The 13,193-nt window shown below is 66.2% G+C and carries 12 protein-coding genes; 4 read left to right on the top strand and 8 right to left on the bottom strand.

Features of this window, described 5'->3' with window-relative positions; translation table 11 throughout:
* Positions 1-15 precede the first annotated feature (15 nt).
* From ACEWX3_RS00480 to ACEWX3_RS00465, 4 genes are all read right to left on the bottom strand, one after another.
* A complete protein-coding gene (locus ACEWX3_RS00480) occupies positions 16-804 on the bottom strand; it encodes a triose-phosphate isomerase (protein ID WP_286182798.1) in 789 nt (262 codons plus the stop codon).
* Positions 797-1,255, bottom strand: a complete 459-nt coding sequence (locus ACEWX3_RS00475; protein WP_152519334.1) for a ribose-5-phosphate isomerase — start codon at positions 1,253-1,255, stop codon at positions 797-799. Before ACEWX3_RS00475 ends, ACEWX3_RS00480 begins: the two co-directional genes overlap by 8 nt.
* 26 nt (positions 1,256-1,281) lie before the next feature.
* Positions 1,282-2,997, bottom strand: a complete 1,716-nt coding sequence (gene lerK, locus ACEWX3_RS00470; protein ID WP_374158414.1) for an L-erythrulose 1-kinase — start codon at positions 2,995-2,997, stop codon at positions 1,282-1,284.
* Positions 2,998-3,085: 88 nt separating this feature from the next.
* Positions 3,086-3,832 carry a GntR family transcriptional regulator gene (locus ACEWX3_RS00465; RefSeq protein WP_286182800.1) on the bottom strand — a complete coding sequence of 249 codons (747 nt, stop codon included), beginning with the start codon at positions 3,830-3,832 and terminating at the stop codon, positions 3,086-3,088.
* Positions 3,833-3,957: 125 nt separating this feature from the next.
* Here ACEWX3_RS00465 and ACEWX3_RS00460 point away from each other — a divergent pair, with 125 nt between their 5' ends.
* The 3 genes from ACEWX3_RS00460 to ACEWX3_RS00450 are packed head-to-tail and all read left to right on the top strand — an operon-like array spanning position 3,958 to position 7,319.
* On the top strand, positions 3,958-4,878 hold the full coding sequence (locus ACEWX3_RS00460; protein WP_374158413.1) for a sugar phosphate isomerase/epimerase family protein: 921 nt from the start codon (positions 3,958-3,960) through the stop codon (positions 4,876-4,878).
* A gap of 23 nt (positions 4,879-4,901) precedes the next feature.
* Positions 4,902-5,864, top strand: a complete 963-nt coding sequence (locus ACEWX3_RS00455) for a 3-hydroxyacyl-CoA dehydrogenase family protein (protein WP_374158412.1) — start codon at positions 4,902-4,904, stop codon at positions 5,862-5,864.
* Between the two features lie 57 nt (positions 5,865-5,921).
* Complete coding sequence (locus tag ACEWX3_RS00450) at positions 5,922-7,319, top strand: GntP family permease (protein WP_374158411.1); 1,398 nt, start codon at positions 5,922-5,924, stop codon at positions 7,317-7,319.
* A 25-nt stretch (positions 7,320-7,344) separates the two neighbouring features.
* Here the strand turns inward: ACEWX3_RS00450 and ACEWX3_RS00445 are convergent, their stop codons facing one another.
* Genes ACEWX3_RS00445 through ACEWX3_RS00430 form a run of 4 tightly spaced genes read right to left on the bottom strand, consistent with a single transcriptional unit; the run spans position 7,345 to position 12,253 of the window.
* The gene (locus tag ACEWX3_RS00445; RefSeq protein ID WP_374158410.1) at positions 7,345-8,532 is read right to left on the bottom strand and encodes a cytochrome P450; all 1,188 of its coding nucleotides are present in this window, start codon (positions 8,530-8,532) and stop codon (positions 7,345-7,347) included.
* Positions 8,533-8,545: 13 nt separating this feature from the next.
* Complete coding sequence (locus ACEWX3_RS00440; RefSeq protein WP_374158409.1) at positions 8,546-10,138, bottom strand: bifunctional 3-(3-hydroxy-phenyl)propionate/3-hydroxycinnamic acid hydroxylase; 1,593 nt, start codon at positions 10,136-10,138, stop codon at positions 8,546-8,548.
* 37 nt (positions 10,139-10,175) lie between these two features.
* Positions 10,176-11,114 (bottom strand): fumarylacetoacetate hydrolase family protein, encoded by a 939-nt coding sequence (locus tag ACEWX3_RS00435; protein WP_207066204.1) that lies wholly within the window; start codon positions 11,112-11,114, stop codon positions 10,176-10,178.
* Positions 11,111-12,253, bottom strand: a complete 1,143-nt coding sequence (locus ACEWX3_RS00430) for a VOC family protein (protein WP_374158408.1) — start codon at positions 12,251-12,253, stop codon at positions 11,111-11,113. Before ACEWX3_RS00430 ends, ACEWX3_RS00435 begins: the two co-directional genes overlap by 4 nt.
* A 112-nt stretch (positions 12,254-12,365) precedes the next feature.
* Here ACEWX3_RS00430 and ACEWX3_RS00425 point away from each other — a divergent pair, with 112 nt between their 5' ends.
* Entirely contained in the window at positions 12,366-13,064 is a 699-nt protein-coding gene (locus tag ACEWX3_RS00425) for a TetR/AcrR family transcriptional regulator (protein WP_374158407.1), read from the top strand.
* The last annotated feature ends 129 nt before the right edge of the window (positions 13,065-13,193 follow it).

The raw sequence follows: 13,193 nt of genomic DNA, 5'->3' as shown, positions 1-13,193 counted from the left end.
TAGAACAACCGCCCGTCAGCCCGCCAGCTTCGGATGACTCGCGGCGAGCTCGAGAAGTTGCAGATATCCGCGCAACTCCCAAGCGGCCCGGCCGATGAACAACCCGGTGACCTCGGCGATGCCGAGAAGATCTGCCGCGTTGTCGACGTTGACCGAACCTCCGTAGAGCAGTCCACCTATGCGTCCGAGGTATTCGCGACCGAGTTCGGCGAACGGCGCCCGCATCTCCTCGGCGGTGGCGGGGCGGCCCTTGTCGCCGATTGCCCACACCGGTTCATAGGCGATGAGGACCCGCTTCATCTGCTCGGGGGTGAGGCCATCTAATGCGCCGGCTGCTTGATCGAGAATGAATCGTGACGAGTCCCCGGCACGTCTGACTTCGTCGCTCTCGCCGATACAGAGCAAGGGAACCAGCCCGTGGGCGAGCGCGGCCGCCACCTTCAGCCGGGTTGTCGCGACTGTCTCACCGAAGTGCTCGCGCCGCTCGGAGTGACCGATCTCCACGAGCTGAGCGCCCGCGTCCTTGGCCTGAGCGACGGACACCTCGCCCGTCCACGCGCCATGGTCGTCCCAATGAGCGTTCTGCACTCCGAGCAGTACCGGCGTGTCCTGCCCCAGTGCCTCCCGGGTTGCGCTGACCGCGGTGAACGACGGAATGATGAATGGCTGCACTCCAGCGAGTTTCGTGCGCCTCAGGTAGTGGTCCAGCTCGCGAGCGTATCGACGGGCCTCGTCGAGACTCTTGTTCATCTTCCAGCTGGTGCCGACCCACAGGGTCGCCACGCCGTCGCGGGTCTCAGTCACCCTCGTACGCGCGGATGTCGTCGACCTTCGCCGCGGAGGAGGACTGTGGGTCGAACTCCAGCCCGAGCCACTCCTTGACCAGCGCACGCGCCAGTTCGAGTCCCACCACACGTTCCCCCATGCACAGCACCTGCGCATTGTTCGACAGGACGGAACGCTGGACGGAGTAGAGGTCGTGCGCGGTGACCGCGCGGACACCCTTGACCTTGTTCGCCGCGATCGCGACGCCCAATCCGGTGCCGCAGATCAACAGTGCCCGGTCCGCTTCCCCCCGTGCGATCTTCTCCGCGGCTGCGACGGCGACGTTCGGGTAGGACGTGTCGTCCTCGTCTTCCATGACCCCGACGTCCTCGACGGTGTCCACGCGCTCGTCGGACTCGAGGTCCTTGCGCAGCGCCTCCTTGTAGTTGAATCCGGCGTTGTCGCCGCCCACTACGATCCTCATTGTCATATCCGTTCCTCCACAGCGGTTGTCGTTCAGCGGGTCAGGTGCTCGCCGAGCGCCGTCATGAGCAGCGCGAAGGACAACGCTCCCGGGTCGGGGGTGCCGACGCTCTTCTCGCCCAGCACTCGCGCGCGGCCCAGCCGCGCTGTGATGTCGGCGGTCTTGGCGGCGGCGTCGTGCGCGACGCGCGCCGCAGCGGTGATCGCAGGGCCTGCGTCCGTGTCGAACGCGTCGGTCAGTGCGTCACGAAACGGCACGGCGGCGTCGACCATGGTCTTGTCTCCGGGCTCCGCTCCACCGAGCCGGAGGACGGCATCGATCCCGGCGGTGACGGCATCGACGACGCTTCGCTCGCCGGCCCCTTCGGTGTCGGTGAATTCGCCACCGGCACTGGTCAATGCGGCGCCCCACAGGGCTCCGGAAGTTCCGCCCGCAGCGTCCGCCCAGGCTTCACCGGCCATCAGCAGCGTGGTGCGAGCACCTGCGCCCTGATCGACCGCGGTGCGCGCGGCGCCGGCCGCGCCCCGGGAGCCGAACACCATGCCCTGGCCGTGGTCACCGTCACCGGCGACCGCGTCGAGTCGACCGAGTTCGCCTTCGTTGTCGGCACAGACCTGCCGGAACCTTTCGAGCACTGCGACGATCTTCTGGGCGCAGGTTCGCGAATCCTCGCTGGCATCGGGTATTTCGGTCTTGCCTGGATCCCAGGTGCCCGTGCGGGGGGCCCGATCGACGACCGGCATCGAGCCTCGCCGATAGGCCGGTGTCTCGGCCGGCGCGAGCCAGAGCTTTTCGAGTTCGTCGTCGAGGAACACCAACGTCAGCGACAGACCCGCCATGTCGAGGCTGGTGACGAATTCGCCCACCTCGGGTCTCACGACTGTCAGTCCTCGTTGTTCCAGTCGTTCGGCGATACGCCCGTAGACGACAAAGAGCTCTTCGTATTTCACCGTGCCGAGTCCGTTGAGGATCACGGCGACTCTGCCGTCGTAGCCGTCCTCGCCCCGTGGCGGCTCTTCGGCCAGCAGTTCGTCGACCAAGAGATCGGCGATGTCTGCGGCACTACCGATATCGGCGTCTCGGACCCCGGGTTCGCCGTGGATTCCCAAACCCACCCCCATGCTGCCCTTTTCGACGTGGAACAGCGGGTCGTCAGAGCCGGGTAGGGTGCAGCCCTCGAAGGCGAGTCCGAAAGAACGTGTCGCGTCGTTGGCCTTCCACGCCAGGCGTTCGGCCTCGTCGAGATCCGCCCCCGCCTCGATGGCCGCCCCGGCGATCTTGAACACGGGTAGATCGCCTGCGACACCCCGCCTGTCGCGGTGATTCTCGGAGGTGTTGGAGGCGATGTCATCGCTCACCGTGACGATACGGACGTCGATGCCTTCGTGACGGAGCTTCTCGGCCGCCAGGCCGAAGTGGAGAACGTCCCCGGCATAATTTCCGAACCCGAGGATCACGCCGCCACCGTTCTCGGCGTTGCGCACCACGGAGTAGACCTCTGAGGCTGAGGGCGAGGAGAAGATCTTGCCGCATGGGGCCCCGTGTCCCATGCCGGGGCCGACCCAGCCCGCGAATGCGGGGTAATGCCCGGAGCCGCCGCCGATCACCAACGCCGGCTGGCCCGCCGGTGTCTGCGTCGAGCGAGCTACTCCGCCGGGGACCTCGACCAGAAGGTCTGGATGAGAGGCGACGAGGCCGCGGACCGCCTCCTCGGCGAAGTCGTCCGGCGAATTGAGGAGGTACGTCATTGTTCCGTCCTTCACAACGCGCCGGCGACGAGACGTCCAGCGCTACGAACCAGAGTGTGTGCCCCCGATCCTATAGGATTCTCGGCGCTTAGTCAGCCGTGTTCACAGAATCCGACGGGCGGCGTCGCGACCTCTGCCGGCCGGTGACGCGTCGCTGCGCTTCCGCATGCTCGGCCAGCGCCCGCTCCTTCACACCGCTGATGTGGCTGTGCATGATGCGGTAGACCTCGGGCCCGTAGCCGCGCCGGAGCGCGGCCAGGATCTCCCGGTGTTCGGCGATCGCGCAGGCGGAGTCCTGCACGCCGACTCCGATGAAGAGTCGGAAACGCTGACCGTGACCGCCCAAGGCGTCATACGCCCTGAGCAATGCGCTGTTGTCTGCGTGTTCGGCGATCAGGCGGTGGAAGTGCTCATCGGCGCGGTGATACTTCCTGATCGCCGCGGCGTCAGGTGTATGAGGTGCGCGATCCTGCTCATCGATCGCCTGTTCCAGCGCATTCAACAACCGGGTATCGGAACGCTCGCAGGCCAGTTCGGCCAGCCGGGGCTCGATGAGCAGGCGCGCGTCCATGATGTCGGAGATCTCCTTGGCGCCGGGCATGTCGGGCACGCGGTAGCCCCGCATGGCGACCCGGACGACGTTGCCCGTGGACTCCAGACGGGCCAGCGCCTCGCGCACCGGAGTCGGCGAGACGCCGAGGTAGCGAGCCGTGCCGTCGATGCTGATGGGATCCCCCGACTGCAACGTGCCGTCGAGGAGCAACTCCATGAGTCGCTCGTAGACCTGGTCGACCAGCGTGTTGCGCACCGGTGCCGGGTACTCGTCGGCTCCCACTTCGGGCCTTTCCGCCGCTCCGGATCAAAGGACGAAATTCTAACCCCTGTTGACATTGAGCCCCAGAAATCCTATATCCTATGCGATCTAGAGGTTTGTGACTCAGACCACTTTGGAGGACGTCGATGCACTCGGCTCACACCTGGCCGATCTCAGCCAACATGCTCAGCTTCGGTAATCGGGCACCCGACGGCGGCCACATCAAGGACGCCCCGGCGACAGTGTGGGCTTCACAGCTGCGTCAAGTGCGCGAACTCGGGTTCGACTACATCGACCCCACCGATGCCTGGGTTCCGCTCGCCGCATTGTCGGACGCGCGCGTCGATGAGTTCGGCACCGTGCTGAGCGACGAAGGACTGGCCATCTCCTCCATCTCGATGACCCGGAACTCGGTGGTGGATGTCGAACACGGCGAGCAGAACCTGGCCGATGCCCACCGCCTCATCGACCTCGCCCCCACTTTCGGCGCCACCATCGTCAACACCGGTTTCATGCAGGCGATCACGCCCGCGCAGAGCGAGCAGATCTGGTTCTGGCTCGTGGAAGGCCACGTCGACGACCCTGCTCTGCGTGAGCTGGCGATCGAGCGGGTTCGCGAACTCGGCGATCATGCCCGCTCCAACGGAATCCAGCTGAGCCTCGAGATGTACGAGGACACTTTCATCGGCACTCCCGACGAGGCAGTGCAGTTCATCAGCGACGTCGACCACGATGCTGTCGGACTGAATCCCGACCTGGGGAATCTCATCCGGTTGCACCGCCCGATGCCGCATTTCACCGAGATGTTCGCCAAAGTGCTTCCGTACTCGAACTTCTGGCACATCAAGAACTATTCGCGTGATCACGATCCGGCGACCGGCGCGTACAGCTCGGCTCCGCTGCCACTGAAGTACGGGTACATCAACTACCGCCAGATGATTCGGCTGGCACTCGACCTCGGTTATTCCGGCCCGTTCTGTTGCGAGCACTACGGCTCTGACTCCCTGGGGGTGTGCGCCGAGAACCGCGAGTACATCCTGCAGGTTCTCACCTCCGCCCTCGCCTGACCCACGACCCGAAGGACATCCGCATGCGCACGATCAACACCGTCACCGTCGTCGGCGCCGGCTACATGGGCGGTGGAATCGCCCAGGTGCTCGCCCTGAACGGGTTCACCGTCCGGATCGCCGACGTCGACGCCGACGCCACCCGCGAAGCCCTCGCACGTCTGGAGAAGGAGGCCGAGGAGTTCGAGGAACAGGGTCTCTTCGAACCGGGCAGCGCCAAGACCATCATGGGCAACCTCACCGCGGGAGACAGCCTCGAGGACGCGGTGTCGGACGTCGACTTCGTCATGGAGGCCGTGTTCGAGGATCCCGACGTCAAGAAAGATGTGTTGAGCCGGGTGTGTGCGGCCGCCCGCCCGGAGGCGATCATCGGCACCAACACCTCGACCATCCCGGTCAAGGTCCTGGTCGAGGCGGTCACCCACCCGGAGCGGTTCCTCACCGTGCATTTCTCCAATCCCGCGCCGTTCATCCCCGGTGTCGAACTGGTCGCCGGCGAAGCCACCACCCAGGAGGTCATCGACTCGGTCAAGGACCTCCTCACGCGAGCCGGGCGCGAGGGTGCACAAGTTGCCGACACTCCGGGAATGGCATTGAACCGCCTGCAGTATGCGCTTCTCAAAGAAGCGACCCTGATCGTCGAACAGGGCGTGGCGTCGGTGGAGGACGTGGACACGATCGTGCGCACGACCTTCGGCTTCCGGCTGGGGTTCTTCGGCCCGTTCGCTATCGCCGATCAGGCCGGACTCGACGTCTATGCCAAGGGTTACACGACGCTGGAGAACGAATTCGGTGAGCGGATGGCGACCCCGAAGCTGCTCACCGACGCCGTCGCCGCGGGCCGCAAGGGAACCAAGAACGGCAAGGGTCTGACCGGTGACTTCGACGACGAGACCAAGGCGCAACTCATCGCCTACCGCAACAAGGCCTACTCCCGTATGGGTGAACTCCTTCGCGAACTCGGGCCGGCGCCGAAAGGCGACTGATGTCCCTGCTGCTCCCCACGACCGCCACGCAGACCTGATGACCACGAAGGGAATTCCATGGACGAGGTAGTCCTCGCGGAGCGGCCCGCCGGCCTGCTCGTCGCCATCGCCGTCGTGGCCATCGCCGTACTCCTCATTTTGATCATCAAGGTGAGGTTGCACGCGTTCTTCTCGCTCATCGTGGTCAGCGTGCTGACGGGTATCGCCGCCGGTATCGGCATCGGTGATGTCGTCAGCGTGGTCATCGACGGCTTCAGTACCACCGTCGGCGCGGTTGCGTTACTCGTCGGTTTCGGCGCCGTGCTCGGACGACTCGTCGAGATGACCGGCGGTGCACAGGTTCTGGCGGACAGGATGCTGGCCAGATTCGGTGAAGAGCGGGCGCCGCTGGCGTTGGCCGTGGCCTCGCTCTTCTACGCATTCCCCATCTTCCTTGATGCCGGCTTCATCGTCATGCTGCCCATCATCTACACCGTGGCGCGGCGTCTCGGTGGCTCGTTCATGCTGTACGTGCTGCCCTCAATCGGCGCGTTCTTGATGATGCACGCCCTGACTCCTCCACACCCGGGACCCACCGCCGCGGCCACGGTGATGGGCGCCGACGTGGGAATGGTGGTCATTGTCGCCCTTCTGGTCGGCCTGCCGACGTGGTATCTGGCCGGTTACCGCCTGGGCCTGTTGATCGCCAAGCGCTACCCGGACATGCCGGTGCCGACTCTGCTCGGCGAACCGAAGGACTATCCCGAGGAGGAGCGTCCGGGATTCTGGACGATCATCTTCGTCCTGCTGCTGCCGTTGCTGTTGATCTTCTTCAACACCGTGTTCTCGACACTCGAGGCCGACGGTGTCGTGACCGAGGACAACCTCGCCTTTCAGCTGTCCCGACTCATCGGCACCACCGCGATGGCTCTGCTGATCACCGTCCTGCTGGCGATGCTGTTGCTGTATGTCATTCCGAGGCGGCGCCGGGAACCCATCGGGGGAGTGCTGGAAAATCTCGTCGACGACGCCCTGGCACCTGTCTGCTCGATAATCCTGATCACCGGTGCCGGTGGAGCTTTCGGCAGGATACTCACCGAGACCGGAATCGGGCAGACCCTGGCCGACGGATTGGACGCGCTGGGCCTGCCGATCATGCTGGCCGGATTCCTCATCGCCGTCATCTTCCGCGTCGCCCAGGGCTCGGCCACCGTCGCCGCGACGACCGCAGGCTCCATCATGGCCCCGGCCGTGACCGCGATGGATGTCGGCACGATCGCGTTGGCGGCCGTGGTCGTCGGTATCAGCGCCGGTTCGATCACGTTCTCGCACGTGAACGACTCCGGCTTCTGGTTGATCGGACGGTTCTGTGGATTCGACACGGTGACCACGCTGAAGACGTGGACGGTGATCGCCACGGCCATCGGATTCATGGCCTTCGGACTGGCGTCAGTGGTCTATGTGGTGGCGAGCTGAATCGATCGACTCAGCTCGTCACCCGTCATGCCGGGATGAGTCGCACCGGAAGGTGATCGTGACGGTGGATGATGTTGTTGACCGCCCACGTCGGCGCACCGGACATCTCGATTCGCGCTACCCGGTCGACGAGAGCGCGCAGGATCGCAGTGGTCTCCAGTCGAGCCAGCCCCTGCCCGGCGCACGCGTGTGAGCCATTGCCGAATCCGACGTGCCGGCCGGCGTCGTTGCGGATGTCGAAGACATCCGGCGCTGCCCACTCGCGTTCATCGCGGTTCGCCGAGGCGTATAGCACCAGTACCCGGGCGCCGGCCGGGATGTGCGTACCGGCGACGACGTGTGCGCGCAGCACTTTGCGCGTGAACGCGCGCAGCGGCGACGCGTAGCGGACCACTTCGTTGACCGCGTTGGGAATGAGCGTCGGGTCACTCTTCACCAGCTCCCACTGCTCGGGGTGCGTGGCGAACAGGTGGATCGCACTGGAGATGGCGCTGATCGTGGTGTCCATGGAGGGGCCGATGTAATCGACCAACAGTGGCGGCACCTCGTGTGCCGGTAGGGTTCCGTCGTCGACCGCGCCGAGCAGCTCATCGGCCATGCTGCCCGGCATCACCATGCGCTCGCGGACGACACGGCGAGCGAACCGCAGCATCTGCAGGGCCCGCGGCGCCGCCTTGGCCGCCTGCCAGTTCAGCGGCCCGAGGATGTCGAATGTGGCTGCGCCCCAATCCAGCAGCTTGTCGCGTTGATCGGTAGGCCAGCCGACCAGATCGGGGACGACAGCCGCCGGAAGGGCTGTCGCGATCTCGGCGACGGCGTCGACATCTCCTTTGCGGACAGCTGCTTCGACGACCATTCCTGCTTGCTGCTCGACGCTGTCAGCCAAGGTGCGGAGTGCCCGCGGCATCAACCGGTGGGCCACGAGCTTTCGGCGGCGGTTGTGCTCGGCGTCGTCGCTGTTGAGCGTGGTGCCACGGGAGAGGCGGTTCGCGACCGAGTTGGCGCCGACCCCGTGCCCCGACCGGTAGAGACCGTCATCACGCAGGGTGGCTTTGCATTCGGTATAGCGGGGCAGGGCGTAGAGCCGGTGCCGGGCCAGCCACACCACGGGCCCGAGCGCCCTCAGGGCCCGGTAGTGCGGGTGAGGATCGAGTATCGCCGATCTGCTGTAGATGCTCGGCCGGTACAGCGCAGCATCTTTCGGGCGGGTCATCACAGGTTGCCTCTCACTCGGTCGGGACGTCCCCTGGTCCGCTGCCGGCCCTGACGGCCGGCGCATGATCGACCCGGAATGTCGGTAACGCCCGGCACAGCGCGGTCAGATCGCGCCCGGCGCACATGACCGTGCGGTCGGGTCGAACGACGACGGCCGTCACGTGCCGGTCACGCAGCCAGTCGAAAAGCTCCGAACCCGGGGAGACGGTGACGGTGTGCGCTCCCCTCTCATCGACCGTGCGCTGCTGCTGCGGTGTCAGTGGTGCTGCTGTCACCACGCCGAAGCCGCTGCCGAGCTCCTGATCGATCCGACAGCCGTTGTGCAAGCGGGCATTCGGGCACAGCCGTCCGACGACTCCACGGGTGGTGACGGTGGGTTTCACCATCCTCGATCGCCGCAGTGCAGGGGTTTCGGAGTTCGTGATCCTGGTGCGGACGCCCGGTACCAGCCGCAGCTTGGGCAGGACGAGACGTCGGACGGCCGAGCCGAATCGACCACCCGCGGTCATGGCGCGACCGATTCTCAGGGCCAGCGCGATCATCTGCCGTGCGTGTGGTTTCCGCTCCTGCTGATAGCTGTCGAGGACGTCCGCCGACAGCTCCCCGCGGCACACACCCGCGATCTTCCATGCCAGGTTCATCGCGTCGCGCAGCCCGGCACCCATGCCCTGGCCGATGAACGGCGGCGTGAGGTGCGCGGCGTCGCCGAGCAGGAAAATCAGCCCTGAGCGCCAACGGTCGGCGATCTGAGCGCGGAAGGTGTATTCGGCCACCCGCATGATCGTCAGCTCGGCATCGCCGACGTGACGAGTCCACGGAGCGATCAGAGGCCGCAGTGCCGCCAACGAGGCGAATTCGTCTGCGGACTCGTTGTCGAGGAGGGCGAACTCCCAGCGGTAGCGAGCGTCGCCGATGCGCATGTAGGTTGCGGCGCGCTGCTCGTCACAAACCTGGTGGACGCCATCCCACTGGCGCAGGTCCACCGTCGTCTCCACGTCGACCACGAGCCATCGCTGGTCGAACTTCAGGTCCCGCATCGTCGAACCGATCGCGTCACGCACGACGCTGTTGGCGCCGTCGCAGCCCAACACGTAGTCCGCCGTCACGACCGACTCATGTCCGCTCGTCCGGTCCCTCACCTGCAGGCGCGGTCGTCCTGACACCGCAGTGGTGATCCCGAGCACCTCGGTGTCCGGCCGCAGCCGGGCGCACGGGTACCGCTTCAGGTTTCGTCGCAGCAGTTCTTCGAGCGCGGGCTGGTCGAACATGTTCGCGGCCGGGAATCCGTTCGGGGTCACCGCACTGTCCCGGTTGAATTCCGCCAGCACGGCCAGGTCACGGGTGACCAGGCGCAGCCCCCGGGCCGGCCTGGAGATGACGCCGAACTCGTCGGCGACGCCGAGCCGGGCCAGGATGCGGTAGACCTCGTCGTCCAGGTGCACGGCGCGGGGCTGGGGATAGACCTGCGACCAGCGCTCCAGCACCATGGTGTCGACGCCGTACTGGGCGAGCAGCGTCGCCGCGGTGATTCCGGTGGGTCCGCCGCCGACGATCACCACTGAGACGTGCTGGCTGTCGGCGGTGGGCCCGGTTCCCGCACTCACGGCACGCTGGCGCGGAGCGGCTCCGGGACGACGCAACTCATGCGTGTCGTACCGTCAGCCGCTGCGCACCGAGGTCGATGGCACCGTCGTCGGTGGCGATCGTCGCCTCGATCCGGTCACCGTGCTGAAGGTAGTTGGGGTTCTTCGCCTGCCGGGTGAAGAACGCCTTCCATTTCACCGCCGGCGGCAACAGGTTGCCGATCAGCTCGATCGGCTTCGGCGGCGCTTTGAGCGCTGTGCCCGACGGCGTGCCGGTCAGGATCAGGTCGCCGGCACTGAGGTGTTGGAACCGCGTCAGCGCCTGCAAGGCCTGCAATGGCCGATACAGCATGTCTCCGTCGACGACGGAGTTCTGCCGCTCGTCACCGTTGACACTCAAGCGCAGCCGCAGATCGCCGAAGCGGGCCAACTCCGCTGGGTCGAGCAGCACCAGGGCCGGACCCACGGGCGTGAATGTCGGATAGGACTTCGCCTCGTAGAACTGGGTTTGCGGCAGCTGGATGTCGCGGGCCGACACATCGTTGGTGACCGTCAGGCCCGCGATGTAGTCAGCGAGATTGGCGTCGGTGAGGCTGGTGCCGACCGGGACATCTCGTCCGACGACCAACCCGATCTCCACTTCGTAATCGAGCAGTGTGACGTGGGACGGGCGCACGATCTCGCTGTGCGGGCCGCTGATCGACGCTGATGACTTTCGAAAGAAGGTCAACGGCACCGTCTTCGGGTCCATCCCGGAGTCGACTACGTGGGATTCGAAGTTCGTCATCTGCGCGACGACCCGGCACGGCGCAGTCACCGGCGACAGCAGGTCCAGATCGTCCACCGCGACCGTCCCCTCGGAGGCGGCGGCCGCGTCGACCGCGGCCCGGTCCGCGAGAAGTTCACCGGTACTGGTCGCCGTGGTCGAGATCTTGGCTGCGCCGGTCGGGGTCTGCACCCACCAGGCGTCGGCGGTGCGGAGAACGGAAACGGTCACGAGGCAGCAACTTTCAGTAGGCCGATGAGGCGGTTCAGGTCGAATTCGTTGTCGTGGCGTAGGGCGGTGAGCATGGAGGTGAGCTGATGACGCGCTGCGCGCGGGCTGGTATCGAGAAAGTCGCTGGTCGCCGGCGGTCCCCATTGCGCCAGCCCGGACGCCGTGAATGGGGCCCACCCGGGTTCGAGCGAGTTGTCGAACTTGTCGCCGTCGGCGAAGTGCTCGACGAGGAAGCCGTCAGGATCCCGCCAGTAGTCGAACAGTTGGCTGCCCTGGATGTGCCGGCCGATGCCCCAGGACCGGACGTAACCGCGGTCGTGGAGGTACTCGCCACCGGCGGCCAGGGCGTCGAGATCACAGACTTCGTAGGCGGAATGGACGTATCGATCGGCCGGGCCGAGCGCCAGCGCGAGGGTGTGATGGTCGGCGGGAACAGACCCGAGGTCGCAACGGATGAAGCTCATGGCCGGGCCCCGGTCACGTTGGCCCGGGAAGAACAGGAAATCGCTGACGATCATGCCGAGGGTGTCCAGGTACCAGTCGAGGGTCCGCCGGTAGGTGGTCGACTGCAGCACCAGATGTCCGAGCCGTTGCACACGCGCCGGAACGCGCGGCGGCCGCACCGTGGCGTTGATGCGCGCATCACCGCACCCGGTGTTGGCCACCTGCGGCGCCTGCGACGGATACGCCGGGAGCTCATGCATTCCGGCTACGACCTTGACGGCGTTGCCACTCGGGTCGGTCAGCTGCACCGACAGTCCGCCGATCGGTTCCGGCAGCCGTTGCACGGGCACTCCGAGCTTGTCCGAGAGCCGTAGCACGTCCACTTCGTCGGCCGCGCGGAAAGCGGCACCGGCGAAGCGGGTGCGCGGTCCTCGTCGCAGGATGACGCACGCAGCCCCGGCCTCGGTACCGCGAAGATGCAACTCCTGCGGGGAGCGCAGCGCGACACCGAACCCGAAGGCCCGCGCGAACGCCTCGGCGCGGACCAGGTCGGGTTTGTCGAACTCGAGCCACGCGATGTCGGCGATGCGGATGACCGGGTCGCGGGAGCGGCCCGCGTGTTCCCCGCGCAGCGCACCCCGCTCAGCGTGCAGGTCGGTGTGCGCGCCGGACATCGGCGTCTCCGTAGTCGACATGGACAACCACAACCTCTCATTGGTTGACGAAATCGTCACATGCGATCGAAGCGTCAGTCAAGAGTTTCTGACGAAATCCTCAGAATTGACTCCTGCTGGTACTCTGCCTGCCATGGATGCGCCCGAGCGCGAGAGCCGCGAGCGGTCAGAAGAACCGGTCAACCGGCTGGAACGGCGCAAGATGCGGACCCGGGCCGCCCTCATCCGTGCCGCCCAGGGATTCATCGCCCGAAGCAGAATGGACGTACCGGTCCTGGAGATCACTCAAGCTGCCGACGTCGGAATGGGTTCGTTCTACAACCACTTCGGCAGCAAGGAGGAGTTGTTCGAAGCTGCCGTGACCGACGCCCTCGACAGGTTCGGGGCTCTGCTGGACGGTCTCACGTCATCGACAACCGACCCCGCGGAGGCCTTCGCGGCCAGATTCCGCCTCAGTGGCCGGCTGTTTCGACACCGCCCGCAGGAGGCCGCGCTGCTGCTGGCCAATGGCAGCTCGCTGATCCTGTCCGAACGCGGCCTGTCTCCCCGCGCGCAGCGAGACATCACCACGGCGATCGAGCAGGGCCGCTTCACGATCGGTGATCCCGAGTTGGGCCTCGCAGTCGCCGGCGGTGCGTTGTTCGGTCTGGGCGCACTGCTGCGTGACCGTCCCGAACGGGACGTGGACGCCACGGTCGACGAGATGACCGAGAAGGTGCTGCGCATGTTCGGTATGACGCCGAAGCAGGCGCAGGCTCTGTGCCGAAAACCGTTACCCGATCTGTCGTCGTTGCACGAATCGCCGGTCGACTGGCCGACGCCGCGGCGGTGAATCGGGCCTGCTGGGCGGACGAGGCGAGGAGGCCCGCCGCTCATTCTCTCCGGACGGCCGCCGGTCCGTGCAGTACAGCCGGCGGCGGTCGGTGTCGTACCCAGGTGCTGTGATCGACGTCCGCCGCCG

Origin of the sequence: Mycobacterium sp. G7A2, from assembly GCF_041902445.1 — a bacterium.
GTDB lineage: Bacteria > Actinomycetota > Actinomycetes > Mycobacteriales > Mycobacteriaceae > Mycobacterium.
Note: the sequence above shows the minus strand (reverse complement) of the source record. Positions and strands in the feature narration are given on the sequence as shown.